Source organism: Nocardiopsis alba (assembly GCF_000710955.1).
Classification (GTDB): Bacteria; Actinomycetota; Actinomycetes; order Streptosporangiales; family Streptosporangiaceae; genus Nocardiopsis; species Nocardiopsis alba.
Map to the genome: position 1 here is coordinate 399,537 of NZ_BAZE01000005.1, position 25,641 is coordinate 425,177.

Below are 25,641 nucleotides of genomic sequence, written 5' to 3' on the forward strand. Positions count from 1 at the left end.
GTAACAAAGGTATGACGATACGTTATTTTCCGTGCAGGCGACACCCCCTGAGCACATAGGGGGACATCAGTACCCGTAGCGCCCACGAGTGGGGGCGGTGACCGCCTCGACCAGACACCGCCTCCACGGGGCGAACTCCTCGCGCCAGCGGTGATCCGCCCGGACCCCCACCGGGCCGGACCGGAAGCGCATCGGGTTCCCGGAGACCGCGTGTCCCTCGGTCGGCTCCACCCCCGCGCCCCCCAGGTCGAGCGGCGGACCGTCGTGGCCCACGAAGTCGGCGATCCGGCCGAACTCCCGGTCGGGGTCGGCCACGAAGTCCTCGTAGCGGACCCTGAGCGTGGCCACCCCTCGCCGCGCCAGCGCGTCCAGGGTGGCGTTCTGGGTCATCCACTGGACCGCCGCACGGCCCGCGGAGTAGCGCGCCATCTCCTTCTCCCGACTGTCGGGCGAGGCGTCGGGGCGGGCCACCCTCCTGCCCCAGGAGTGGGCCACCGCCCGAGGGTCACGCACCACGTGCAGAAGGCGCATCCGATCGCCGTACCCGCGCCTCAGGCAGGCCGCGAGGGAGGCGTGTTTGCTCGCGTCGACGACCACCCGCGCCCCGGAGACCTCCGCCACCGCCCCGTGGAGCCGGTGGTAGAGGTCGACGTAGAGGCGGCCGCGCGTCGCGAACGCGCCGTTCCCCCACTCTCCGTCGAGCAGGGCCGGCAGGAAACGGGTGCGATCCACGCCGTCCTTGAGGCGCAGGACCCCGTCCACGTCCAGGCCTCCCCAGCCGCCGAAGGCCCGTTCCCCGACCTCGCTCCAGAAGCCGCAGTCGAGAAAGGCCTTCCCACAGCCGCAGCGCTCGTTCTCCAACAGCCCCCGGCGCCACAGGTGCACGGTCTCTCCGACGGAGCAGAACCCGGGCAGCTCACCGAGGAGACGTTCGATCAGGGTCGATCCGGAGCGGCCCATTCCTCCGACGAAGATCAGACGATATCCATCCACACCTTCAGGTTATTACTTTCGGTGACGGACCATGACCGGAAGGTCGTCGGTGTCGGGGAGCCCCGGACACGACGCGGCCCCGGACCGGAGGTCTCCCTCCGGCCCGGGGCCGTCCCGTCGATCCTCACTCCGGATTGTGGACGCGCGGGGTCTCCACAGCCCGGTGGGTCCTACAGACCCTCGACGTTCAGCAGCAGGTTGACCGTGCCGCTCGGGACGCCGCTGATCTTGTCGGCACCGCCGTTGTCGATCATCCAGTCCAGGATGGTGCCCTGGTCGTCGTCACCGAGGCTGCTCTTGTACAGAGCCGCGGCGCCGGCGACGTGCGGGCTGGCCATCGAGGTGCCGCTGTAGCTGTCGGTCCCGCCACCGGGGATGGTCGATTCCACGTCCACGCCGGGGGCGTAGATGTCCACGGCCGAGCCGTAGTTGGAGAAGGAGGCCGCGCCGTCGGACGAGTCGGAGGCGGCGACCGTGACCACGCCGGAGGCGCCGCCCGGGGAGACGTTGCCCGCGTCCTGGCTCTCGTTGCCCGCGGCGACGGCCACGAACACACCGGACTCGGCCAGGGCGTTCACCGCGTCGTCGACGGCCTGCGAGGCCGGGCCGCCCAGCGACATGTTGGCGACGGCGTTCGGACCGGCGTTCTCGGCCACCCAGTCGATGCCCGCGATGACGTCGTCGTAGGTGCCGGAGCCGTCGTCCCCGAGGACCTTCACGCCGAACAGGTCGGCGCCGGGGGCGACACCGTAGCTGTCGGAACCGACCGTGCCGGCCACGTGGGTGCCGTGGCCCTGACGGTCGAGACCGTCACCGCCGGTGGCGTCGAAGCCGACCTCGGCGCGACCACCGAAGTCGGGGTGGTCCGGGTCGATGCCGGTGTCGATGATGTACGCCGAGGAGCCGGAGCCGTCGGCCTCCGTGGTGTACGAACCGTCCAGGGGCAGGTCCTCCTGGTCGATCCGGTCCAGGCCCCAGGGAACCATGGTGGTGACCTCACCGACCTGCTCGATGTAGGCGACACCGTCCTGAGCCCGCAGGTCCTCGACCTCGGACTCGCTCAGCGTGGCCGAGTAACCGTTGAGGGCCTCCTCGTAGGTGTGGTTCACCTGGTCCTGCGAGATGCCGAAGGACGAGGGGGACACCGAGGCCGTGCTGACCGAGTCCTCCAGCACGACGATCCAGTCGCTGGAGGCGGAGGCGTTGGTGTAGACCGGCGCGAGGTCGGCCGCACCGGCGCTGACGGCCCCGGAGAGGGCCATGGGGATGGTGAGCGCGCCGACCGCGACGGCGCCGATCGCGACCCTGCGAGTGGGGTGCTTCTTCACGCGGTTCCTCCTTATGAGGGAGATCGGGGGTCAGGGGTACACAGAGGGGTCCTCACCGTGCGTATTCGCCCGATTGAGACCCACCTGCGATTTGGACACTTTAGGCAGACTTGAACCGTTATTGCCAGAGCCCCAGGGATTTTTTTCTTCTCGTTTCATTCATCCCATGTCTGACACCCGGGCACGTTCACCCCTTCGATGCCTGACACCACGCCAGGTCCGACCCGCTGGACAGGCACCTAACGCCCGGTAACCCCACCCCCTCCAGAGACCCCATTAACACCGAACCGACTGGAACCGGGGCCCGGAAAAAGACTTATGTTTCTTTTACATCTGGAAATACGACTGCAGGATCTCACCTTCGATCCGCAGGTCCGAGGGCGACTCGATCCGCCCCCGAACACACGAGAGCGGGACCGCCCGAAGGCGATCCCGCTCTCGTGCGGCGTGGGGGAGGTCAGTCGGCCTTGACGACCATGCCCGCCCCGACGGTGACGTTGGTGGCCTCGTCGATGAGGATGAAACCGCCGGTCTGACGGTTCTTCGCGTACTCGTCCACGAACAGGGGCTGGGTGGAGCGCAGCCGCACCCGCCCGATCTCGTTGAGCGCCAGGTGGTCGGCCTGCTCGTCCCTGTGCAACGTGTTGACGTCCAGGCGGTAGCGCAGATCCTTGACCATCACCTTCGCGGTGCGGGTCGTGTGCTTCACGATGAGCTTGGAACGGGGGGTGAGTTTGCGCGCGTCCGTCATCCAGCACACCATCGCCTCGATGTCCTGGGAGACCACCGGGGTGTTGTTGGGCCGGCAGATCATGTCGCCCCGCGAGATGTCGATCTCGTCCTCCAACAGGAGGGTGACCGACATCGGCGAGAAGGCCTCGGCGACCTCGCCGTCGGCCGTCGAAATCCTGGCCACCCGGGTGGCCAGGCCGGAGGGAAGATGGACGACCTCGTCCCCCGGCTTGAGCACTCCGCCCGCGAGCCGGCCCGCGTAACCGCGGTAGTCGTGCAGTTCGGGGTCGCTGGAACGGTGCGGCCGGATCACGTACTGAACGGGGAAGCGCACGTCGATCAGATTGCGGTCGGAGGCGATGTGGACGTTCTCCAGGTGATGGAGCAGAGAGCCGCCCTCATACCACGGCATGTTCTCCGAGCGGCTCACCACGTTGTCGCCGTGCAGCGCCGAGATCGGGACGAAGGCGAGGTCGCGGGTGTCCAGCTTGGCCGCGAACTCCGCGAACTCGGCCTTGATCTCCTCGAAGCGCTCCTGGGAGTAGTCGACCAGGTCCATCTTGTTGACCGCCAGCACCAGGTGCGGAACCTGGAGCAGGGTGGCGAGGAAGGCGTGCCGGCGGCTCTGCTCCTGAAGGCCCTTACGGGCGTCGACCAGGATGATCGCCAGATCCGCCGTAGAGGCTCCGGTGACCATGTTCCGGGTGTACTGGATGTGGCCGGGGGTGTCGGCGATGATGAAGGTGCGCTTGGGGGTGGCGAAGTAGCGATAGGCCACGTCGATGGTGATGCCCTGCTCCCGCTCGGCGCGAAGGCCGTCGGTGAGCAGCGCCAGGTTGGTCTGCTCCTCGCCCCGGGCGACGCTGGTGCGCTCCACCGCGTCGAGTTGGTCCTCGAAGATCGACTTGGAGTCGTACAGCAGCCGGCCGATCAGGGTGCTCTTGCCGTCGTCGACGGAGCCCGCAGTGGCGAACCGCAGAATGTCATTGCTCATGATGCCTGGTCCTAGGTATGGAGGGGACTATCGCCTGAAAGGGGAGGTCTCGCCTGCGCGCGAGCTAGAAGTAGCCCTCGCGCTTGCGGTCCTCCATGGCGGCCTCTCCGGCCCGGTCGTCGGCGCGGGTCTGGCCGCGCTCGGTGATCCGGGTGGCCGCGATCTCGGCGATGATGTCGTCCAGCTCCACCGCGGTGGACTTGACCGCCCCGGTGCAGGTCAGGTCGCCGACCGTGCGGTAGCGCACGGTCTCGGTGAAGGGCACCTCGGTCTCGTCCCTCGGGATGATCGGGGAGGCGGCGAGCAGGATGCCGTCGCGCTCGAAGACCTCGCGTCGATGCGCGTAGTAGATCGAGGGCAGGTCCAGCCGCTCCCGCTTGATGTACTCCCACACGTCCAGCTCGGTCCAGTTGGAGATGGGGAAGACCCGGATGTGCTCACCCCGATCGATCCGGGTGTTGTACACGTTCCAGAGCTCGGGACGCTGATTCTTGGGGTCCCACTGGCCGAACTCGTCGCGGAAGGAGAAGACCCGTTCCTTGGCCCGGGCCTTCTCCTCGTCACGACGCGCGCCCCCGAAGGCCGCGTCGAAGCCGTGCTCCTCGATCGCCTCCAGCAGCGCGGAGGTCTGGAGGCGGTTGCGTCCGGCCCAGCGGCCGGTGGGCTCGACGACCTTGCCCGCGTCGATCTGCTCCTGGACCGAGGCGATGACCAGGCGGACCCCGGCCTCCTTCACCCGACGGTCGCGGAACTCGATGACCTCGTCGAAGTTGTGGCCGGTGTCCACGTGCATGACGGGGAAGGGGATCGGCCCCGGCCAGAAGGCCTTCTCCGCCAGACGGAGCATCACGATGGAGTCCTTGCCGCCGGAGAAGAGCAGGACCGGCCGCTCGAACTCGGCCGCCACCTCGCGCATGATGAAGATCGACTCGGCCTCGAGAACGTCCAGCTGGGAGAGCTGGTAGCGCCCGAGGGTCTGCTGACTCGCCTGACCCATGGAATCCGCCTTAGAAGTACCGACACACGACCGGACCCAGGCGGAGGGTCCTTACCGTTCAGCCCCCCGCGTGTGGACCGGCGCTATCTAGGTCCGCGCCGTCGCGGATGCTCGCCAACAACATACCCGACAATTCCGATCGGCATACAAGGATATCGGGGAGTAGCGGGTCCGCCACGTTATAGCGCAATTCGGACCCGTCGATCCGGGAGGCGTGCAACCCCGCGGCGCGCGCCACCGCCACCGGCGCGGCGCTGTCCCACTCGTACTGTCCGCCCGCGTGCACGTAGATGTCGGCGATCCCGAGCATCACGGCGCAGATCTTCGCCCCCGCCGAACCCATCGGGACGACCTCGGCCCCCATCTGGGTGGCCATGCGCTGCACGAACGCCGGAGGCCTGGTGCGGCTGGCGGTGATCCGCAGACGCTGCCCCTCCGGCCGCTCCTCCGGGAGCCAGGGCGGATCCACCGTGGACAGGCAGCTCCCCTGGGAGGGGAGCGCGACCGCCCCCGCGACCAGCTCGCCGTTCTCCCACAGCGCCACGTGCACGGCCCAGTCGGTACGGCCGGGCTCGGAGAACTCCCGGGTGCCGTCCAACGGGTCGATGATCCACACCCGTCGCGCCTTCAGCCTCGACTGATCGTCGACACCCTCCTCCGACAGCACCGCGTCACTGGGACGCAGCCGCCCGAGCGCCGAGAAGAGGAACTCGTGCGAGGTCCGGTCCCCCAGCGTGCGCAGTACCTCCGGCTCGTCGAAGCCGTGCCGGGCTCGCAGGCGCAGCAACAGCTGACCGGCCTCGGAGGCCAGGTCCCGGGCCACCTCATGATCGTTTCGGATACTCTTCACCGGCTAGTAAGCTCCCGCCCCACGGATCACCGCTGACCACGTCTTCCACAGGATCTGGATGTCCAACGTCAGCGACCAGTTTTCCACGTACCGCAGATCCAGGCGGACCGATTCCTCCCAAGAGAGGTCGGAACGACCGCTGACCTGCCAAAGACCCGTCAATCCCGGTTTGACCACCAATCTCCGACGGACGTCGTGCCCGTAGCGGGCGACCTCCTCCGGCAGCGGCGGCCTGGGACCGACGAGCGACATCTCTCCGCGCACCACGTTGACGAGCTGGGGAAGCTCGTCGAGGGAGTAGCGCCGCAACCATGCCCCGACAGGGGTGACGCGGGGGTCTCGACGCATCTTGAAGAGCACACCGTCGTGCTCGTTTCGGGGTTGTAGCACCGACTTCAAAGTCTCGGCGCCGACCACCATCGTACGGAACTTGTACACGGTGAACTCGCCCCCGTCCCGACCCACACGGGTCTGTCGGAACAGTGCCGGCCCGTCCCCCTCGGCCCGAATGAGCACGAACAGCACGATGAACAGGGGTGAGAGCAGGAGGAGGGCCAGGGAGGCGGCGCAGCGATCGAAGACCCCCTTGATCAGCCGCCGGGCCCCGACCAGCTCGGGGTGTTCCACGTGGAGGAGGGGCAGACCGGCGACCGGACGGATGCTGGTGCGCGGGCCCGCGACCTCCATGAGGGCCGAGGCGACGGTGAGGTCGGTCCCGCTCTTCTCCAGCTCCCAGGCCAGCCGACGCAGTGCCACCCCGTCCATCTCCGGACAGGCCAGGACGGCGACCGTGTCCGCGTCGACCAGGGCGGCGGCGTCGGCCGCGTCGGCGAAGGTGCCCAGGACCGGACAGCCCTCCACCTCGCTCAGGTCCGTCTCGTGCGCGGGCAGGCACACGCCCACGACCCGCATGCCGTGGTAGATCTCGTCGCGAAAGCGCGTGATGAGCTCACCGGCGGCGTTCCGATACCCGACGACCACCACGCCGCTCATGCACGCACCGACCCGACGGCTCCGGTGCAGGGCCTTGCGGCGCGCGTAGCGCAGACCGAGGCTGAGCAGGACGAGCAGGGGCAGGGTGACGAGCACGTAACCGCGGGCGAGGTCGAACTTGACGGCGTAGGCCCCGATGGCGACGGTCGCGGCCAGCAGCGTTCCGGCCACCGCGACCCGGCGGTACTCTTCGGTGCCCACACCCAGGAAGCGACGTTCGTACCCGCCTCCGAGTCGGACGAAGACCACCCAGACCAGGGGCAGTACGAGCGAGAGGGCCAGGTAGGGCGCGGTGGTGGTCGCCGCGAGGGCGTCATGGAACCGGGCCGCGGTGCCTGCGAGGGTCGCGGTCAGGGCGGCGATCAGGTCGAGTCCGACCAGGCCGACGATGTAGGGGCGTACCCAGGCGCGGGTTCCGCCTCCGGACGGCCGGATCGGCGGACGTCGATGGCCGCCGCCCTTCGGCCCGGCCGAGGTGTCCGTCTCCGAACGCGGCGCCGGCCGGACGGTGGGTTCTCCCTGGATGGTCCCGCTACCTGTGACCACGTCTTCCCCTCAGGTTTCAGACACTCACCTTGAGTAGTCGCCCCTGGCGCCATGGGGCTCATGTGGAGGGTATGAGCGGGGCGCGCCATCGGGCGCAGAACACCTACTGCCAACCCGAACAGTAGCTAAAAGTAGTCGAGAAGTCGCTCGGAGTTGTTGCTTGTCAAGGAAGAAGTCCTGCTCAAGGGGAGAATGTGGCTATCCCGAGACCGGAAAGGCCTTCCTCGGCCCACCCCCGAGGGTCAGAACCGAACCGCCCGGCGCCTGCGACCGAAACCCTGTGCGGAACGTGATCGCCCCGGCCGAGGAGAACACCTCGGCCGGGGCGTGGAGCACGTCCCACCGGAGACGACCCTTCCGGGCTCAGGCCAGGCTCGGGTCCATCACGGCGGCCAGCCGCAGGTGCGGCCCGGCCGCCTCCTTCTCCCCCTGCCTACGGAGCGTGGTCCCCAGAAGCAGGTGGGCGTAGGCGTCGTCGGCCCCGTCGGCGATCAGCCCTTCCAAGGTCCGGCGCGCCCGACCCAGCTGGGCCGAGTGGTAGTAGGCGCGGGCGGCGAGCAGGCGGAGCGCCCGGTCGGAACCGTGCTCCTCCAGCAGGGGGCCCAGGAGTTCGAGGGCTCCCAAAGGGTCGCGCAGGTCGACCAACGCCTCGGCTCGACGCAACCGCTCCACCTCCTCCGGGAGCCTCCGGGGGCTCCGCCGAGCGGCCTCCCCCAGAAACTCCTCGATGAGTTCGGAGGGCTGGGCGCCGGCCAGGGACATCCCGTTGAGGACGAAGGTCGGCGAGGTCGCCACCCCCTCGGCCTTGCCGACGAGGAGGCGTTCGCGCACGAGCCGCTCGCCGCCCCCGTCGGCCAGAACGGACCCGCCCCGCTCGAACCCGGCCTCGGCGGCGAGCGCCGCCAGGACCTCCGGGTCGCCGATGTCCCGTTCCTCCACGAAGTGGGCGCGCAGGACCCGTTCGGCCACGGCGTCCTGGAGAGCGGGGCCGCCCTCCTCCTCGGCCAGGGCCAGCAGACGGTGGGCGCGCCGGCTGTCGACACGCCACGCGGCACCCCAGCGATCCCCGAGCCCCTCGGCCGCGGCGATCTCCGACACCCGGGCCCAGTTCTCCTCCAGAGTCGTGCCCGCCGGGCCACAGGAGAGCATCGCGTCCTCGACGAAGGGGTCGCGCACCGCCTCATCCAAGGGTTCGGACACGGCGGGGGCCGCGGGGTCGATCAGGTAGGGCCGCCACACGACCTCGACCTTCTCGCCCTCGTGATTCCGCAGCGCCCGCTCCAGCCGACGCCTGCCGATGTAGGCCCAGGGGCAGACCACGTCCGCCCAGATCTCGATCCTCATGCCATGAAGATAAACGACAAGCGTTGTTAAAGCAACACCTGTCGTTTATGCTGTGGATCATGAACCCCGACGATCCCCGGGTCCGACGTACCCGAGAGCGCCTGCGCGCCGCACTGTTGTCACTGTCCGAGGAACGAGAGCTCTCCTCCCTCACCATGTCCGCCGTCGCGCGACGGGCCGAGATCAACCGGGCCACCGCCTACCAGCACTACGCGGACCTGGACGCCCTGGTCGCCGACGCCATGGAGGACGCGGTGTCCCACGTCGCCGAATGCGCCGCGCTGTGCCCCCTGGACTCACCCGACGGCGCCACCCCCGCGCCCCTGGTCGACCTGTTCTCGCACGTGGCCGACAACGCCGTCCTCTACCGCAGGATGTTCACCGAGCGAGGAGGCTCCCGCTTCGCCGAGGTCCTGCGCGAACGCGTCGCCCGAGAGCTGCTCACCGGATTCGACGCCGGTAGGCGACCGGCCCGCCACTCCGACGTGCCCCCGACCCTGCACGCCTCCTTCGTCGCGGGCGCCCTGGTCGGAGCGATCGCCTCCGCGGCCGAGACCGACCGCTCCCCCACCACCGACGCCCGCGACACCTGGATCCTGCTCACCACGTGATCCCCCGCGACGACGAACGTCCCCGCCCCGGAGCACCCGGGACGGGGACGTTCGCGACCGCGACCCTCAGGCCGCGGTGTGAAAGACGTTCTGGGCCCGACCCAACCCCTCGGTGAGGATCGTGCGGACCGCGTCGGCGGCACGTTCGACGTTCAGTTCCAACTCGGGGCGCTCCGTCGAGGAGAAGTCGCGCAATACGTGGACGGCCGGATCCATCCGACCGGGCGGACGCCCCACACCGAAGCGCACCCGCAGGTAGTCCGGCCCGGACAGCGAGGCCGTGGTCGACTTCAGGCCGTTGTGGCCACCGGAACCGCCGCCCCGCTTGAGCTTGAGCGCCCCGTAGTCGATGTCCATCTCGTCGTGCACGACGACGATCCGCTCCATCGGGACCTTGTAGAACTTCGCCAGACCGGCGATCGGCCCCCCGGACACGTTCATGAAGGTGCGGGGCTTGGCCAGGACCACGGAGGCACCGTCGATCCGCGTCTCCACGACGTCGGCGTTGGCCTTGTGCGCCTTCCAGCGCTCACCCTTGTCGGCCGCGAGGGCGTCCACCACCATGAACCCGGCGTTGTGCCGATTCCCCGCGTACTTGGGGCCGGGGTTGCCCAACCCCACCACCAACCAACGTTCGCTCTCCGCCATGTCCTCGTCGTCCTTGTTCTTCCCGACGCCCAACCTGCTCAACAAGCCCCACATGCCGCGAGCCTATCGGGGTCGGTCCACCCTGAACCCGAAACGCCGAACGCGCGGACCCCGGAAGGGACCGCGCGTTCGAACTCGAAGCGTGGAATGCGCACACCGAACTACTCGGCGGCGGCCTCGGCGGCCTCGGTGCTGGTCTCCGGCTCATCGGCCACGCGCGGCGCGGAGACGGTCAGGACCGTGGTCTCCGGGTCGTCGATGAGCGTGGCGCCCTCGGGCAGCACGACCTCACCGGCGGTGGGGACGGCACCGATCTCCAGACCCTGAATGTCGAACTCGACCTGGCCGGGGATGTTGTGGGCCTCGACCTCGACGCGCACGGTCACCAGCTCCTGGTTGAGAACACCCGGGGCCTTGACCTCGCCGGTCAGGACCAGGGGCACCTCGACCTCGACCTTCTCGCCCTTGGTGACGACCAGCAGGTCGACGTGCTCCAGGAACCCCTTGATCGCGTCGCGCTGCACGCTCTTGGGCAGGGCGAGGTTGTTCTTGTCCAGACCGTCGAGACGGATCAGGACGTTCGGGGTCTTCAGGGCGAGCATGAGCTCGTGGCCCGGAAGGTTCAGGTGGCGGGGCTCGGTGCCGTGGCCGTAGAGGACGGCCGGCACCTTACCCGCGCGGCGGGCGCGACGGGAGGCGCCCTTGCCGAATTCCGTGCGGGGCTCGGCAGCGATACGTACCTCGGACACGACAAAACTCCTCGGGTTCAACCCCGCAACACGGGGAACACGACTCCATTAGTACGAACGATTCTCGCCCTCGGCGGAGAATACGACGGGGTCGCCCGGCTGGCAGGGGACTCGACCGCCTTGGTTCCAGGCGTGCCCGGCGAGCCGTCACCGGACCCGTTTCGGCCCGGGAACGCTCGTCGCGCACCCCTGCCCGCGTTGTTTCCGAACGGTTACACACGAAGACACGTGGAATCCGTCCGGGCACGGGGACACTCGGCCAAGTCTACTGGTTCCGGTGACGACTCCGTACATGCCCCACAGAGACCCCCGGCGGACCGGGCGGCCCCTGTGGGGCATGTCATGACCCGGGGGGTTACTCGAACAGGCTCGTGACCGAGCCGTCGGTGAACACCTCGTTGACGGCACGTGCCACCAGCGGGGCGATCGAGAGCTGGGTCAGCTTCTCGAAGGAACGCTCCTCGGGGACCGGAAGGGTGTTCGTGATCACCACTTCGGAGATCCGGGAGTTCTGTAGACGCTCGGCCGCCGGCCCGGACAGCACACCGTGCGTGGCCGCGACCAGGACCTTGGCCGCGCCCTGCTCGAAGAGGGCCTCGGAGGCCTTCACGATGGTGCCGCCGGTGTCGATCATGTCGTCGACCAGGACGCAGACGCGGCCCTTGACCTCACCGACGACCTCGTGGACCTTCACCTCGTTGGCGACGTCGGGGTCACGCCGCTTGTGGATGATCGCCAGCGGGGCGCCCAGACGGTCGGCCCAACGGTCGGCGGTGCGCACACGGCCGGCGTCCGGGGAGACCACCGTGATCTGGGACCGGTCGACCCGCCCGGCGATGTGGTCGGCCAGGATCGGCAGCGCGAACAGGTGGTCGACCGGGCCGTCGAAGAAGCCCTGGATCTGGTCCGTGTGCAGGTCGACGGCCATCATCCGGTCCGCGCCCGCGGTCCGGAACAGGTCCGTCATCAGGCGGGCGGAGATGGGCTCGCGGCCGCGGTGCTTCTTGTCCTGACGCGCGTAGCCGAAGAACGGCGTGACCACGGTGATCCGCTTGGCGGAGGCCCGCTTCAGGGCGTCCACCATGATCAGCTGCTCCATGATGGACTCGTTGATCGGGTCCGCGTGGCACTGGATCACGAAGGCGTCCGAACCGCGTACCGACTCCAGGTAGCGGACGAAGATCTCTCCGTTGGCGAAGGTGTCGAACCGGGTGGGGACCACGTCGATCCCCAGTTCCTTGGCCACCTCCTCGGCCAGCGCGGGGTGCGTGCGCCCCGAGAAAAGCATCAATTGTTTCTGTCCGGTGGCCTTCATCCCGGTCACGTGTTTCTCCCCCACAGTCACTACTCGTTCGCGGAGTCGGCTCTACGCCGTTCCGCCTCCTCCGCCGCCTCGGCGGAGGCCGTTCCCGGACGCTTGCGACGCGTCCAGCCCTCGACGTTGCGCTGCCGGTGCCCCTCGGAGACGGCGAGTGCACCCGGCGGAACGTCCTCGCGGACCACCGTCCCGGCCCCGGAGTAGGCACCGTCGCCGACGGTCACCGGCGCGACGATGGTGTTGTCGCTGCCGATGCGCACGTGGTCGCCGATGGTGCTCCGGGACTTGTCGACCCCGTCGTAGTTGACGAACACCGAGGAGCAGCCGATGTTGCTGCCCACGCCGATGTCGGCGTCGCCCACGTAGGTCAGGTGCGGGATCTTGGAACCGGTGCCGACGTTCGAGTTCTTGACCTCGACGAAGGCTCCGGCCTTGGCCCGCTCGGCCAGGCGGGTGCCCGGCCGGAGGTAGGTGTAGGGACCGACGGTGGTCTCGGGACCGATCTCCGCGCGGTCGGCGGTGGTCTCGCGCACCTCGGCGCCGTCGCCGACGACGGTGTCGCGAAGGTCGGCGCCGGGGCCGATCCGGGCGTCCTCGCCGATCCTGGTGGTTCCGTACAGGCGGCTGTCGGGGAGCACCACGGTGTCCACGCCGATGCTCACCTCGGAGTCGATCCAGGTCGTCGCGGGGTCGACGATGGTGACCCCGGCGAGCATGTGCTGTTCGAGGAGGCGCTCGTTGAGCAGGCGCCGGGCCTCGGCGAGCTGGACGCGGTTGTTGACGCCCTGGACCTCGTGGCGGTCCGCGGTGCTCCAGGCGCCGACACGGTGGCCGTCGCCGCGCAGCAGGGACACCACGTCGGTGATGTACTCCTCGCCCTTGGCGTTGTCGCTGGACAGACGCTGGACGACCTCGGTCAGCAGGGAGCCGTCGAAGGCGTACATGCCCGAGTTGATCTCGTCGATCGCGAGCTGTTCGGGGGTGGCGTCGGCGTGTTCGACGATCTCGGTGAAGGAGCCCGCGTCGTCGCGGACGATGCGACCGTAGCCGTGCGGATCCGGGACCCGGGCGGACAGGACGGTCACCGCGTTGCCCTCGCGCTCGTGCTCGGCGATCAGGCCGTTGAGCGTCTCACCGCGGAGCAGAGGTGTGTCGCCACAGGTGAGAACGACCGTGCCGGTGAGTTTCAGACCCTTGTCGGCCAGGTCCTCCAGAGCCATGCGCACCGCGTGACCGGTGCCGTTCTGCTCTTCCTGGACCGCGGTGAGCGCCTCGGGGGCGACTCGATCCAGGTGCTGGGCGATGCGCTCCCGCTTGTGGCCCAGGACCACGACGGTGTGCTCCGGGTCGGTCGCCCGAGCCGCTTCGAGGACGTGGCCCAGCATGCTGCGGCCCGCGATCTCGTGAAGCATCTTGGGGAGTTTCGACTTCATCCGGGTGCCCTCTCCCGCGGAGAGGACGATGACGGCAGCCGGGCGTTTCACGCTCACTGGAGGAGACCCCTCGTGATAGCTGGCACATGAACAGTCGGCTCACCCTTCGGCGGCGCGTCCCGCATGCCGCGCGGGCGGCCGTCGGATGACCAGCGGCCGACAGGGGAAGGATACATGCGCGTCACGAGCGCCCCCCGGTGGCGGCGCACGTTGACGAGGGCGCCCGTCCGGCGGGGTGTCCGCACACCCTTGAGGGCCCGGGAAGCGGCGCCGGATGTGAGTTGCGCCGCCGTGGACCCTCCGCACCCCGGAGCGAGGGGGCGATCAGGGTCGGGAACAGCTCCCGGACCAGGGCTCGAACCTGGACGATGGGGACCAAAACCCCACATGCTGCCGATTACATCATCCGGGAACGCGCCGGGCCTTCGGCCCGTGCGTCCGTCACCAACATAGCGCCTTCCAGGGAGGGCTTGCCAAACCTACGGGTTCGTAGGTTACGGTTACGTAGGAATAGGTTAGACCGTCCCCACGGGTGCTCCACACCCCTGTGACGCCGTTCTGACCAGTGACGACGTTCTCCGTGACGAGGTGTGCGAGACCATGACCACTGCTCCCGAACTACCCGCGGAAGGCACCGCCATGACGCACCCCAAACGCGAGGCGATCCCCGAGTACGAGCCCGAGCTGAGGGGCAAGGCCGAGCGCTACACCGTGTTCGCCTTCGTCTTCGTGCCGCTCCTCGCGCTCCTGGGCGCGGTGCCCTTCTTCTGGGGCTGGGGCCTGTCGGTGACGGACATCGTCATCGCCGTGGTCTTCTACGTGATCAGCGGTCTCGGCATCACCGTCGGCTTCCACCGGCACTTCACACACGGTTCCTTCCGCGCCAACCGGCCGCTGCGGATCGCCCTGGCGATCGCGGGCAGCATGGCCATCGAGGGCAGCGTCATCAAGTGGGTGGCCGACCACCGCCGCCACCACAAGTACGCCGACGCCGAGGGCGACCCGCACTCCCCGTGGCGCTTCGGCGACGACTGGAAGTCCGTGGCCAAGGGCATGTACTACGCGCACATGGCCTGGATGTACCTGGACGAGAAGAAGACCTCCCCGCGCCGCTTCACCCCGGACCTGCTCAAGGACAAGGACGTCGTCTTCGTCGACCGGCTGTTCATGCCGATCGTGCTCTTCTCCCTCTTCGCCCCGGCCGTCATCGGCGGTCTGGTGACCATGTCCTGGTGGGGCGCCGTCACCGCGTTCTTCTGGGCCGGTCTGGTCCGCGTCGCGCTGCTGCACCACGTCACCTGGTCGATCAACTCCATCTGCCACACCATGGGCGAGGAGAACTTCGAGGTCCGCGACCGGTCCCGCAACGTGTGGTGGCTGGCCATCCCCTCCTTCGGCGAGTCCTGGCACAACCTGCACCACGCCGACCCGACCTGCGCACGTCACGGCGTCCTCAAGGGTCAGATCGACATCTCCGCCCGGGTCATCTGGGCCTTCGAGAAGATCGGCTGGGCCTCCAAGGTCCGCTGGCCCAACAACGAACGACTCGCCGCGAAGCGGGTCAAGGTCTAGGATCGGTAACCATCATGGGAGCAGCCGACAGCGAACAGAGGACCCGCGTGCGCCGCAAGCGCATGACGGGCAAGGAGCGTCGGCAACAGCTGTTGGGGATCGGCCGGGAGCTGTTCGCCGAACGAGGGTTCGACGCGACCTCCGTCGAGGAGATCGCCGCTCGGGCCGGTGTGTCCAAGCCCGTGGTCTACGAGCACTTCGGCGGCAAGGAGGGCATCTACGCCGTCGTCGTGGACCGGGAGATGCGCACGCTCCTGGACATGATGGGCGAGGCCCTCACCGCCGATCACGCCCGGAGCAAGATCGAGAAGGCGGCCCTGGCCCTGCTGCGCTACGTCGAGGAGGACAGCGTCGGTTTCCGGGTGCTCACCCGGGACTCCCACGTCGCCTCCGGAACAGGTAGCTTCGCCAGCCTGATCAACGACATCGCCAGCCAGGTCGAGCACATCATGGCCGACGAGTTCGCCGAACGCGGTTACGACCCGGCGCTCGCCCCCATGTACGCGCAGGCCCTGGTCGGTATGTGGGCGCTGACCGGCCAGTGGTGGCTGGAGGTGCGCAAGCCCAAGCGCGAGGTGGTCGCGGCCCATCTGGTCAACCTGGCCTGGAACGGTCTCTCCTCCCTGGAGGCGAAGCCGAGTCTGGGCGAGGAGCACCGTCGGGGACGTTCCGGCTGACCCCTCCGCAGCGCCGTCCACGGGACCGGCGTCGCCCCAGGTCGCGTGTGGGGCGGGTGTGCAACGGCATACCCGCCCCACTATCTTGATGTCAAGAGATATGCTGTCCTCATGTGCGATGAGGTGGATGGGCTGTTGGAGGCGTGGCGCTCCGAACGGCCGGACTTGGACGTGACCCCGCTGGAGGTGTTCAGCCGGGTGTCCCGGCTCGCCCGCCACCTGGACCGCGCTCGACGCACCGTCTTCACCGAACACGCCCTGGAACCCTGGGAGTTCGACGTCCTCTCCGAGCTGCGCCGCTCGGGCCCTCCCTACGAGCTGAGCCCCGGTCGCCTGCTCAGGGCCACCCTGGTCACCTCCGGCACCATGACCAACCGGGTCGACCGGCTGGCCGCCGCCGACCTCGTCCGCCGGCGCCCCGACCCCGCCGACAAACGCGGGGTCCTGGTCCGGCTCACCGACAAGGGCGCCGAACGGATCGACGCCGCACTGGAGTCGTTGCTGAGCTACGAGGAGACACTCCTCGCCCCCATGCCCACCGACGAGCGCGAACAACTGGCATCGTTACTGAGAAGCCTTCTGGCGCCGCTCGACAGAACGCCCTCCGGCCCACAGAACTAGGGCGTACGCCGAGCGCGCCGGTCCCCGCACACGATCCCGGTCGGAGAGCACTGTGAGAATCCGATGGACGGCCGCCCTCGCCGCGGCGCTGACGATCACGGCCTGTTCGGCACCGGCCGACGAGGAGCCTCAGGAGAGGGCGGCCCCACAAAGCCACTACCTCTCCCTCGGCGACTCGTTGACCGTCGGTGTGCAGCCCGACGAATCCGGGGTGCCGGTGGAGACCTCCGAGGGCTACACGGACGTCCTGTACCGCACGCTAAAGGACGAGGACTCCACGCTCGTCCATGAACGCATGGGGTGCGGCGGCGAGGACACCACCACCTTCATCGAGGGCGGGCTCATGCGGTGCGATCTCCGTTATGAGGGCGACTCCCAACTCGACCGTGCCGTGGCCTTCCTGGAGGAGCACGGCGACCGGGTCGACCTGGTCACCCTCACCATCGGCGGCAACAACTTCACCGGCTGTGTGAACGGCGTCCCCTCCGATCCCGAGGCCGAGATCGACCCCGACGCCCTCGGGGTGAACGAGGAGTGCGTGGCGGACGGGCTGGAGCGGCTGGAGACCGAGGTCCCCGTGATCGCCGAACGTCTGGTCGAAGCGGCGTCACCGGACACCCGGATCGTGGCGATGACCTACTACAACCCGTTCCAGGCCCTGGCCCTGGTGACCGGCCCCGAGGCGGCGACCTCCGAGAGCGGACCGGCCGCCCGCACCGTCGAGATCATCGACGCGGTCAACGCCTCGCTCGTCGATTCCTATGAGGCCGCCGGCATCGAGGTCGCCGACGTGGCCGGGGCCTTCCAGGCGGCCGGCGCCGAGACCCCCTCCGAGGGCGACGGGGCCGGGCTGCCCGCCGACCTGCGCGCCGTCTGCGCCCTCACCTGGATGTGCGACACCGCTCGAGGGCCCGACATCCACACCAACCCCGCCGGTGCCCGCACCATCGCCGAGGCCTTCCAGGAACGACTCGGTTAGGCACGGGAGGATCGTCGGCCCGGCCGGAGCGCGCGCGGTTCAGGAAGCGGCGTTCCTGACGCGGCGGGCGACCTCCGCGAGCCGGGCGTCATCGGCCCTGTGATGGTCGTGCGAGGACAGATAGCCCTGGTACAGGTCGAAGTAGCCGTCGATCGGCGAGGCCACCTCCCGCCAGTCCTCCCCCGCGTTGCCCGCCGTTCCGTGCATCGGGAAGAGCTTGGCGTGCGCGTGATCGACTCCGTAGCCCTCGTACATGATCCCGGTCCGGGCCACGTCGGGGAAGGCGGCGTCCAACCGGCGGGCGACCTCCCGCGCGGCCAAGTGGAGGGCGGTGTACTCCTCCGGTTCCAGGTCCACCACGTAGCTCGTGCGGTGGGCCTTGGGGATGACGACGGAGAAACCCTCGGTGTTGGGGAAGATCGACAGGAACGCCAGATGCGCCTCGTCCTCCCAGATCCGATGGGCCGGAGATCGCCCGGCCACGATCTCGCAGAAAACACACGCGGGGGTGGAAGGGGCGGTACTCACCATGCTCCTTGGGATCGAGGTCCGGTCGGATGTCATAGGACTACACGGTCGTGTGCGGTCGGACGGGTAGGTGGGTCCAACTCGGTCCTGACGGCGACCGCAACCACACGCGATGCTCTCCCTCGGCGGTGACGGTCAGCCCGTACTCGGTCAGGTCGGGGCTCCCCTGAGCCTTCCACCACTCGTACGAGGTCCATATCCGTTCTCCGAGCTGCCCGGGACCACCCTGTTCCATTCGCCCATCCGCGTGGAGGCGTGCCCAGGAGGAGGACTCGGGCTCCGCGAGCCACACGAGACTCCCTCCCCCGTCAACCGGCTGGAACCCCATCGCCGTACCGGGGTTCATCAGGGCCATCTGAGGCCCCGCACCACTCAGGATCAGATCACGCGCGTCTCCCGGCACCCGCCACACCCGGTCGGCGACCTTCCCGCGGTCGGGCGGCGCTCCCCGCCGAGACCGTTGTTCACGCGCCGGCATGAAGTCGGCCCCGCCAGCGAACCGCCCTTCGCCGGATCTCGTGAGCGCGTCCACGACCAAACGGGCCATCATCCCACCGGGAAGCGTCACACCAGGAGACCAGGGCAGGACGACGACCCCTCCGGCCCGGGTCCGTTCGAACCATCCGGCCGGGACCCGGACCACGGCACAGGTCGCGATCACCGAGTCGAACCGCTCCCGCGATTCGTGCCCGGCCGTGCCGTCACCGAGCAGAACCGTCGGAGCGTAGCCGGTCCTCTCCAGAGCACGGCGTGCCCTCACCGCCACGGAGGGATCGATCTCCAGAGTGAGGACCCGGCCCCCCTGACCGACGAGTTCGCACAACAGGGCGGCATTGAAGCCGGTCCCGGTGCCGATCTCCAGGACGCTCTGCCCCTGCCGCACCCCGGCGGCCCGCAACATCGTCGCCATCACGGAGGGAGCGGACGAAGAGGAGGTCGGGACGTTCACGGTCCCCTCCTCACCCCCGTTGACCTGGGTGATGACGGGGGCGTCGGCGTAGGCGTGATCGGCCCACCCCTCCGGGTCCGTGTCCCGGTCCAAAGGCGCCCCGACCACCTTGGGCCAGATCCGGTCAGGGAGGAAGAGGTGCCGGGGAACCTTCGCGAACACCTCCCTGATGTTCTCGGAGGTGTCCAACCCGGCGGCGAGCCGGGCCCTGCGCTCCTCCAGAGTCCTGTTCACGTCCCTCACGCCTTCCCCGTGCCCTTGCAGTCGGGGCAGGGGATCATCTCCTTGTCCGCCCAAGGCCCCGACCCATCGCCACCCACGAAGACATACTTCGCCCCGTCACATCCCGAACAGTCACCCATGCGTTCCCCACCTTCCGAACCACCGCCGGCCTTCCGAACGGTGACGCTCACTCCACGGCCATAAATCGAACCCCGTCACCTGCGGTCTCAGGCCTCCGCCACGGAGCTCCTCATCCCCCGGGACCGAACGAACCAGCCGTCGCGCACCTCTTCCAGAGTGGGGATCAGCGACCCCGCCCCGGGCCTTCCCGAGCTTCGCCATTCCTCCGCCCGGCGCTTCAGCTCCAGAGCGGATTCGGGGCCGCCCGCGGTGAGCAGACCACCGTCGCCCAACACCACGGCGGCGCTCTCGGCGGTGGCGTGTCCCGGAGCCCAGCCACGCGCTCCCAGACCGATCATGCTCAACCCGGCGGAGGCGGTCGCGTACAGGTGGATACGGAAGTCCTCGCACGACTCCCCCGAGCCGAGCAGCTCCCCTTCCACACGGGCCTCGGAGGCGAGGGTCTCCACAAGCCTCTGTGCCACGTGGCGGTCACCCTCGTCGATCCACGTGCCACTGATCCACCACGGATTCCCTTCCGCATCGGTGGCCTGAGCCTGGACACCACTCGGCGGCACCAGCCACTGGGTGAGTTCCTCGGGGTACATCTCCACGTACCCGCCGGACCACAACCGGTCCGCTTCCAGACCTCCCCCACGGGTACGCCGTGCCCGCACGATGGCGTTGGCCCGGAGCACCGGTGCGAGCGTGATCGGCACGACCAACACCGCGCCGGGGACGCACTGGTCGGCCCAGGTCCGATGCAACCGATCACCGGCCGCCCAGGCCACGAGCCGATCGTAGGGAGCCTGCTCGGGCATCCCCGCGACGCCGTCACCGGTCACGACACGGATGTTGTCCACACCCCGACGCGAGTGCAGACCCTTGGCCCGCTCGACCAGGTCGGGGATGACGTCCATGGAGCTCACCGAGCCGCTCTCTCCGACCAGCTCACCCAACAACGCCCCGGAGAAACCGGACCCGGTCCCGATCTCCAGCACCCGCATGCCCGGCCGCACGTCCAGGCGCTCCAGCATCGCGGTGATGGCCTCGACCGAACTGCTCTGCCTGATCAGGCCTCCGTCCTCGGCTCGGGTGTAGTAGTCCTCCGAAACGGACGCGAGGGCGTCCCGTACACGGCTGTCGGTCACGGCGCTCCTTGGAGTCATGGTCATCTATGCAGGAAAAACGTGTGTTCAGGTGCGGACCAGAACCATGGGGTGGATCAGGTACCGGTCCACGTGACGACATCGGACTCGTCGTCGAGCCGGACCGACTGTCGCTCCGCCGACACCGTGAGACCGAACCTGGTGTGCACCGGACGACCTCGTTCTCGCCACCAGCGATAGGCAGTCTCCAACTCGGTGAACAGCTCACGAGGCCCGTGCTGTCGAACCTCGTGGCCGGTCTCCCGGTGCTCCGGCTCGATCCGCCAGGACGCCCAGGAGGCCGTCTCCGGATCCACCAGGTACACCGTGTACCGCTGCCCATCGTCCTCGGAGAACTCGACCCGGTTCAGCACGGTGGGCATGCGCAGTCCGATCGCGAAACTCGCGTCGAAGTCGCCGATCGGCTCGTAGGGGTGCAGTTCCGTCCGGGTGGATTCGAAGGCCTGTTCCTCGGGACGCACGAAGGTCTCGACGACCCGCCTGGGCACACGCTGACCACGCACCCACATGAAGGCCGCGTCTCCCCCGAAACGGCCGCGTGCCGTGGCGTCCGGGCCGACGGTGAGGTCGGCCAGCACCCCGTTGTGGAAGGCGTTTCCCCAAGGGGTGAGGATCCTTCCGCCCGGCCTGGTCTGCTCGATCCAGGGATAGGGGACCCGCTGGACCGCGGCGGTACCGATCACCCGATCGAAAGGGGCGTGGGACGGGCATCCCAGCGTTCCATCACCGGTGACCACGAACGTCCCGAAGCCCGCTTCGCGCAACCGGGTCCGGGCCGTCTCGGCGAGGTCCGCGTCGATCTCGACACTGGTCACCGCCGCGTCCCCCAGGAGTTGTGAGAGCAGAGCGGCGTTGTATCCGGTGCCGGTCCCGATCTCCAGCACGCGCATTCCGGGGAAGACGTCCAGTCGGCGGAGCATGTCGGCGACGATCGTGGGTTGGGACGCGGAGCTGGTCGGATATCCGGGACCGTTCTCGGCGCCGTCGTCCACCTGGGTGACGATCGGAATGTCGGCGTAGGCCAGTTCCAGCCAGTGGTCCGGATCCCGCGAACGGTCCGCGGTGACGCCGTCCGGGCCGGTGAACCGATCCGGGAGAAAGCGGTGCCGCTCGACCCGTTCGAACGCGGTACGCCAGTGTCGGGCCAGGACGCCCGCCTGCTCGAGGCGGGCGACCAATTCCTCGTGGGCGGGAAGCACTACTCGTCGTCCCTCTCGTGCCTGCCTCCACCGGAGCCACCGTCGTCGGGGGTCGGCGGCGGGATGGGGCGCTCGGGCTTGTGTCCGTCGGAGGAGGAGTTGTCCTCGTGCCTGCCGTACACGGCGATGCCAGGTGCTCGCATGAGCTGCTCCTTGAGGGGTTCGCGGTGACCGATCCACCGGCGATTCCATTACTACTGGAATAATCTCTACGTGACAAGAGGGTGACGCAGAGAATTATTCCTGCAATGATGGAATCACCTCGACCCCCTGGAGGAACCCCCATGCTCACGCTGAAGGAACTCGTACGGTTCTTCGATGAGAAGGCGACCGCATCCGCCTTCCGCCTGGAGACGCTGGCGGAGTACTCCGTCGGTTCGGACGGCGGAGACTTCGCCCGACACAAGGCGGGCGAGCCGGAGCCGGACTGGGATCGAAAGAACCCCTGGCTCGCGGAGCTCCGATCGGAGAAGGAGTCCGGGTTCCGGCGCCACCGAGTGAGGATCCTCAGAACTCCGCTGAACGACTACCTCCGCTTCGAATGCGAGTGGGGGCACGTGCTCAACTCCGAGGCCGGCGAGGAGATCCACGTCCTGGTTCTGGCCGAACGCGAGCTCCCCGCCGAGGTCGTCGACCACGACTTCTGGCTACTCGACGACGAGTACCCCATCCGTATGCACTACACCGAGAGCGGCGAGTTCGTGGGCGGAGAGCTCATGGATAACCTGGAGCGCTACCAGAAGGCCAGGGAGGCGGCCCTCGCCGGCGCCGAACCGTTCGAGCGGTGGTGGGCCCGCCATCCCGAGGAATGGAGAGCAACCCGGACTGTATGACAGGTCCCAAGAACACGCCTGCCGGTCGCGGGCCGGAAGGCCGCGACCGGCTCGCCCGTGCCCTGCGGGAGGCTCGGCGGCATATCGGCATCAGCGGTGTTCGCGCCGGAGCGCAGGCGGGCATGTCTCAGTCGAAGATCTCCAAGATCGAACGCTCACTGCTGCTCCCGTCCGTGAACGACGTGGCAGCGCTATGCCGGGTCTACGAAGTCCCTGAGAACGAACGCGCCGAACTACTGGCCCTGGCCGAATCCCTACGCGAGGAAGCCTCTACACGAGTGATCCTTGCTCGAAGGGTGCCGGCTGTACAGCAGCGAGTGGCCCAGATCGAAGCGAAGTCCTCACTGGTTCGTTCGTTTCAGCCGTTGATGGTCTTCGGGATCCTCCAGACCTATGAGTACTCCAGATGTCTCTATACGGTCCCTCGATACAAGGTTCCGGTGGAGGAAGCCGAAGCGGCCATCAGGTTGAGGCAGGGACGTCGTCAGGCACTGACCACGGGTTCCACTCGATACCGGCTCATCATGTCCGAAGGGGCTTTGCGCTGGCAGGCCGGTTCAGCCGAGTTGATGGCCAAGCAGGTGGAGGACATCGCCGAGGTCGCACGCTCAGGCGGACAGGTCGGTATCGGCATCATTCCGTGGAGTACTCCTGTCCGGATCTTCCCGCGCAATGCGTTCCATATCTATGACGAGGACGCCGTCATGGTGGGCACGGAGACCGCGACCGCGACTCTGACCGGTACTGCCGACATTTCCACATATGTCGAGTTGTTCGGCGAGCTGGAGAAGTTGGCCGACTTCGGCGACGATGCGGTCGCCCACCTGGAGCGCATCGCGTCGGAGTACCGACAGCTCGCACGATCATGAGCCCGGCTCAGGGGTGATGGCAACGGGTGTCCGCTCGCTCGACAGAGATCTCGTTCCTGTTGGAAGTCCCGGCAGAGGTCCCATCCGGGCGGAAGGCCACAACCTCCAGACCCCCTACCCCCAAGGAGTGAGATGTCCGAGATCATCGGCGGAGCGGACTTCAACGCGCTCTTTCGCAAGTACCGTCACACCGCCTGGCGTCTTGAGACCCGCACGCATTACGGCAAGCTCAACGAGGATCGACCGTTCCAGCAATGGCTTACCGGCGAAGACCCAGGGCTGGACTGGTTCAGGCCTTGGCTGAGCATGATGCGGGAGGAACTCGCCACCGGTAAGCGCATGGAACGGGTGCGGTTGATCGACGACCCTCCCTCGGACTATCTGCGTTGGGAGCTGTGGGGCACCCCCTACAACCTGGGGGTGGGCGAGGACATCCGCTACCTGCCGCGTGAACACCCGATCGTCGAGGAGCTTCCCGACTTCGACTTCTGGGTCTTCGACAGCACCACCGTGGCACGTTTGGAGTTCGATGGCGATCGGTTCCTCGGTGCGACCCTCACCGAGGAACCCGAGCTTGTCCTGGCCACGCTGCGAGCACGAGACGCCGCGTGGCATCATGCTCTGACGTTCACGGAGTACATGGCGTCCAGAGCTGCATGAACGATGGCCGTGCCACCCGCCTCCCTCGGAGCTCGCCTTGGCGAACCCCGGGGTGAGGTAGGAGAGTTCAGACGTGAGCCGGGTGATTCCGAGGGTCAGGAGAGATCGCGGGTGGAGCGGAGGAAGGCGGTCCACTCCGCGGAGTCGAAGGCCAGGTGGCCCTTGGCCGGGTTCTTCGAGTCTCGAACGGCGGCACCACAGGGCAGGTCAGCGACCTCGACACAGTTGTTATTGACGCCGCTGTAGCTGGACTTCCTGAACTTCGCGGGGATCTGGGCTACTTCGACGCAGTTCTCACCGGCGCCGCTGTAACTGCTCTTAAGGAACACGAGGTCGGTCACGATCAATCCTCTAGCGACTCGGCGACGTCATGCACGAAGTCTATGGTCTGGGCCACGGTCAGAGCAGCACTGCTCGCTTCACGCCACATCGCATCATATCGGCGGATCTCTTCCAGAGTCTCCACATAAAGGGTGGATGTTGGCGTCTCTGCGTATCCGATTGTGGGGTCGCTGGGCTCCGAGAACTCCATGATCTGAAAGCTGCCCAGGTTGGCAGCGTGCATTCCGGCAGAGAACGGGAGCACTTGGATCGCGACGTTGGGTCGCGTCGCCATCGTTGTGAGGTGCAGTAGCTGCTCCCTCATGCTCTCAGCATCACCGGAACGCCTGCGTAGAGCACTTTCGTCGATGACCGCCGCGTACTCCGGAGGGTGGAGGCGGCTCAGGATTTCTTGGCGCTTCATACGCGCCTGGATGTGGCGTCGTATGCGCTCCTCCGAGTAGGCGTTAGCCCCCAGGAACACACCTTTCGTATAAGCCGGGGTCTGCAACAGGCCAGGGATCACCTGCGCCTCGTAGACGCGTATGAACGAGGCTTCGACTTCGAAGGACGGCAACCCACCTGGCCTGAAGACATCCTTGTACTTCGACCACCACCCCAGTTCCACCGCATCCTTCGCGAGTTGGTGCATGCCTTCCCAAACGCTCTTGTCCACTTGGTAGAGCCTCGCGAGGGAATCCAAGTGACTTGCGCTGATCCGCTTGAGAGAAGCCGTCTCCATCTTGCCCAGGGTCGCTCGCGGAACCCCTGACTTCTTGGCGGCGACGTCAAGAGTGTCCCCGGACTCCTCACGAAGATCACGCAGGATACGAGCGAGACGGCGGCGCCTGATGGTCGGGCTAAGAGCTCATCTCAAAAGCCCTGCGAGACGACTCTGAACCTGCCATGATCACGGACTGTGAGTGATGTGTTGCCCGATGGGCTCTGGGAGATCGTCCAGCCGCTACTGCCCTCGCCGCCGAAGACCGGCCGCCCCCGCGCTGACCAGAGAGCAGTGCTGACCACCGTGCTGTTCGTCCAGGCCTCGGGCTGTTCCTGGGAAAAGGCCGACGGCCTGTTCGGCATCACCCGCGCCACCGCCCACCGCTGGTTCCAGACCTGGACCGCGACAGGCCTGTGGCCCACGATCCACCGCGCGGTTCTGGACGAGCTGGGCAGAAGGGCCCTGCTGGACTGGTCCCGCGCCACCGTCGACTCCCAGTCGATCCGCGCCAAGAGAGGGGGAGAAGACAGGGCCAAACCCCACCGACCGGGGTAAACCCGGTTCCAAGCTCCATCTGCTGTGCGACAACCAAGGGCTGCCGCTGACCTGCGCGATCTCCGCGGCCAACGTCAACGACGGCGAAGCGCTCAAACCCCTGGTGC

At 67.9% G+C, this 25,641-nt stretch carries 27 protein-coding genes and 1 pseudogene; 10 read left to right on the forward strand and 18 right to left on the reverse strand.

Features of this window, described 5'->3' with window-relative positions:
* Positions 1–66: 66 nt before the first annotated feature.
* From TR33_RS12375 to TR33_RS12405, 7 genes are all read right to left on the reverse strand, one after another.
* Positions 67–960, reverse strand: coding sequence for a sulfotransferase (locus TR33_RS12375; protein ID WP_036567692.1), 894 nt, complete (start codon positions 958–960; stop codon positions 67–69).
* A 203-nt stretch (positions 961–1,163) separates the two neighbouring features.
* The gene (locus TR33_RS12380) at positions 1,164–2,321 is read right to left on the reverse strand and encodes a S8 family peptidase (RefSeq protein WP_017533391.1); all 1,158 of its coding nucleotides are present in this window, start codon (positions 2,319–2,321) and stop codon (positions 1,164–1,166) included.
* 457 nt (positions 2,322–2,778) lie between these two features.
* Positions 2,779–4,047, reverse strand: a complete 1,269-nt coding sequence (cysN, locus tag TR33_RS12385) for a sulfate adenylyltransferase subunit CysN (RefSeq protein ID WP_017533390.1) — start codon at positions 4,045–4,047, stop codon at positions 2,779–2,781.
* A gap of 64 nt (positions 4,048–4,111) precedes the next feature.
* Positions 4,112–5,044 (reverse strand): sulfate adenylyltransferase subunit CysD, encoded by a 933-nt coding sequence (gene cysD, locus TR33_RS12390; RefSeq protein ID WP_017533389.1) that lies wholly within the window; start codon positions 5,042–5,044, stop codon positions 4,112–4,114.
* A 58-nt stretch (positions 5,045–5,102) separates the two neighbouring features.
* Positions 5,103–5,894: a 3'(2'),5'-bisphosphate nucleotidase CysQ gene (locus TR33_RS12395; RefSeq protein ID WP_014913556.1), complete on the reverse strand. Its 792-nt coding sequence runs from the start codon at positions 5,892–5,894 to the stop codon at positions 5,103–5,105.
* Between the two features lie 3 nt (positions 5,895–5,897).
* Positions 5,898–7,433: a sugar transferase gene (locus TR33_RS12400; RefSeq protein WP_042283209.1), complete on the reverse strand. Its 1,536-nt coding sequence runs from the start codon at positions 7,431–7,433 to the stop codon at positions 5,898–5,900.
* A 363-nt stretch (positions 7,434–7,796) separates the two neighbouring features.
* Positions 7,797–8,777 (reverse strand): DsbA family oxidoreductase, encoded by a 981-nt coding sequence (locus tag TR33_RS12405; protein WP_017533387.1) that lies wholly within the window; start codon positions 8,775–8,777, stop codon positions 7,797–7,799.
* Between the two features lie 47 nt (positions 8,778–8,824).
* Between TR33_RS12405 and TR33_RS12410 the strand changes: the two genes are divergently transcribed.
* Positions 8,825–9,388, forward strand: a complete 564-nt coding sequence (locus tag TR33_RS12410) for a TetR/AcrR family transcriptional regulator (protein WP_042283211.1) — start codon at positions 8,825–8,827, stop codon at positions 9,386–9,388.
* A 66-nt stretch (positions 9,389–9,454) separates the two neighbouring features.
* Here TR33_RS12410 and pth read toward each other — a convergent pair whose 3' ends face one another.
* The 4 genes from pth to glmU form a co-directional block, all read right to left on the reverse strand.
* On the reverse strand, positions 9,455–10,090 hold the full coding sequence (pth, locus tag TR33_RS12415) for an aminoacyl-tRNA hydrolase (protein ID WP_014913330.1): 636 nt from the start codon (positions 10,088–10,090) through the stop codon (positions 9,455–9,457).
* A 107-nt stretch (positions 10,091–10,197) separates the two neighbouring features.
* Positions 10,198–10,785 carry a 50S ribosomal protein L25/general stress protein Ctc gene (locus TR33_RS12420; protein ID WP_041561711.1) on the reverse strand — a complete coding sequence of 196 codons (588 nt, stop codon included), beginning with the start codon at positions 10,783–10,785 and terminating at the stop codon, positions 10,198–10,200.
* 355 nt (positions 10,786–11,140) lie between these two features.
* Positions 11,141–12,109: a ribose-phosphate diphosphokinase gene (locus TR33_RS12425; RefSeq protein WP_014912904.1), complete on the reverse strand. Its 969-nt coding sequence runs from the start codon at positions 12,107–12,109 to the stop codon at positions 11,141–11,143.
* Between the two features lie 20 nt (positions 12,110–12,129).
* Positions 12,130–13,593, reverse strand: coding sequence for a bifunctional UDP-N-acetylglucosamine diphosphorylase/glucosamine-1-phosphate N-acetyltransferase GlmU (glmU, locus tag TR33_RS12430; RefSeq protein ID WP_084570247.1), 1,464 nt, complete (start codon positions 13,591–13,593; stop codon positions 12,130–12,132).
* Positions 13,594–14,136: 543 nt separating this feature from the next.
* Between glmU and TR33_RS12435 the strand changes: the two genes are divergently transcribed.
* The 4 genes from TR33_RS12435 to TR33_RS12450 all read left to right on the forward strand — a co-directional run bounded on the left by TR33_RS12435 (position 14,137) and on the right by TR33_RS12450 (position 17,385).
* Complete coding sequence (locus TR33_RS12435; RefSeq protein ID WP_042283214.1) at positions 14,137–15,108, forward strand: acyl-CoA desaturase; 972 nt, start codon at positions 14,137–14,139, stop codon at positions 15,106–15,108.
* A gap of 14 nt (positions 15,109–15,122) precedes the next feature.
* Positions 15,123–15,785: a TetR/AcrR family transcriptional regulator gene (locus TR33_RS12440; protein ID WP_026124780.1), complete on the forward strand. Its 663-nt coding sequence runs from the start codon at positions 15,123–15,125 to the stop codon at positions 15,783–15,785.
* Between the two features lie 111 nt (positions 15,786–15,896).
* Entirely contained in the window at positions 15,897–16,406 is a 510-nt protein-coding gene (locus TR33_RS12445) for a MarR family winged helix-turn-helix transcriptional regulator (protein ID WP_017533382.1), read from the forward strand.
* A 52-nt stretch (positions 16,407–16,458) separates the two neighbouring features.
* Entirely contained in the window at positions 16,459–17,385 is a 927-nt protein-coding gene (locus tag TR33_RS12450; protein WP_017533381.1) for an SGNH/GDSL hydrolase family protein, read from the forward strand.
* A 39-nt stretch (positions 17,386–17,424) separates the two neighbouring features.
* Here the strand turns inward: TR33_RS12450 and TR33_RS12455 are convergent, their stop codons facing one another.
* The 5 genes from TR33_RS12455 to TR33_RS26590 all read right to left on the reverse strand — a co-directional run bounded on the left by TR33_RS12455 (position 17,425) and on the right by TR33_RS26590 (position 21,715).
* Positions 17,425–17,916 carry an HIT family protein gene (locus tag TR33_RS12455; protein WP_042283216.1) on the reverse strand — a complete coding sequence of 164 codons (492 nt, stop codon included), beginning with the start codon at positions 17,914–17,916 and terminating at the stop codon, positions 17,425–17,427.
* A 37-nt stretch (positions 17,917–17,953) separates the two neighbouring features.
* On the reverse strand, positions 17,954–19,096 hold the full coding sequence (locus TR33_RS12460) for a methyltransferase domain-containing protein (RefSeq protein ID WP_234305832.1): 1,143 nt from the start codon (positions 19,094–19,096) through the stop codon (positions 17,954–17,956).
* A 215-nt stretch (positions 19,097–19,311) separates the two neighbouring features.
* Positions 19,312–20,355: a protein-L-isoaspartate O-methyltransferase family protein gene (locus TR33_RS12465; protein WP_017533379.1), complete on the reverse strand. Its 1,044-nt coding sequence runs from the start codon at positions 20,353–20,355 to the stop codon at positions 19,312–19,314.
* A 74-nt stretch (positions 20,356–20,429) separates the two neighbouring features.
* A complete protein-coding gene (locus tag TR33_RS12470) occupies positions 20,430–21,572 on the reverse strand; it encodes a methyltransferase domain-containing protein (protein ID WP_026124778.1) in 1,143 nt (380 codons plus the stop codon).
* Positions 21,572–21,715: a hypothetical protein gene (locus TR33_RS26590; RefSeq protein ID WP_159068783.1), complete on the reverse strand. Its 144-nt coding sequence runs from the start codon at positions 21,713–21,715 to the stop codon at positions 21,572–21,574. The genes TR33_RS12470 and TR33_RS26590 overlap by 1 nt, the downstream gene beginning before the upstream one ends.
* A 141-nt stretch (positions 21,716–21,856) precedes the next feature.
* On the opposite strand from TR33_RS26590, the gene TR33_RS12475 reads away from it, so the two are divergent.
* The 3 genes from TR33_RS12475 to TR33_RS12485 all read left to right on the forward strand — a co-directional run bounded on the left by TR33_RS12475 (position 21,857) and on the right by TR33_RS12485 (position 23,934).
* Positions 21,857–22,405 carry a DUF6879 family protein gene (locus tag TR33_RS12475; protein WP_042283218.1) on the forward strand — a complete coding sequence of 183 codons (549 nt, stop codon included), beginning with the start codon at positions 21,857–21,859 and terminating at the stop codon, positions 22,403–22,405.
* Entirely contained in the window at positions 22,402–23,274 is an 873-nt protein-coding gene (locus tag TR33_RS12480; protein WP_081616046.1) for a helix-turn-helix domain-containing protein, read from the forward strand. Before TR33_RS12475 ends, TR33_RS12480 begins: the two co-directional genes overlap by 4 nt.
* 132 nt (positions 23,275–23,406) lie before the next feature.
* Positions 23,407–23,934, forward strand: coding sequence for a DUF6879 family protein (locus TR33_RS12485; protein WP_017533375.1), 528 nt, complete (start codon positions 23,407–23,409; stop codon positions 23,932–23,934).
* 95 nt (positions 23,935–24,029) lie between these two features.
* On the opposite strand, the gene TR33_RS12490 is transcribed toward TR33_RS12485, so the two are convergent.
* Positions 24,030–24,278 carry a DUF397 domain-containing protein gene (locus TR33_RS12490; protein WP_036567725.1) on the reverse strand — a complete coding sequence of 83 codons (249 nt, stop codon included), beginning with the start codon at positions 24,276–24,278 and terminating at the stop codon, positions 24,030–24,032.
* Entirely contained in the window at positions 24,278–25,084 is an 807-nt protein-coding gene (locus TR33_RS12495; RefSeq protein ID WP_084570248.1) for a helix-turn-helix domain-containing protein, read from the reverse strand. Before TR33_RS12495 ends, TR33_RS12490 begins: the two co-directional genes overlap by 1 nt.
* Positions 25,085–25,174: 90 nt before the next feature.
* Between TR33_RS12495 and TR33_RS12500 the strand changes: the two genes are divergently transcribed.
* Positions 25,175–25,534, forward strand: a complete 360-nt coding sequence (locus TR33_RS12500; protein WP_234305833.1) for a transposase — start codon at positions 25,175–25,177, stop codon at positions 25,532–25,534.
* Between the two features lie 19 nt (positions 25,535–25,553).
* Positions 25,554–25,641, forward strand: a pseudogene (locus TR33_RS27490) (IS5/IS1182 family transposase); the annotation flags it as partial.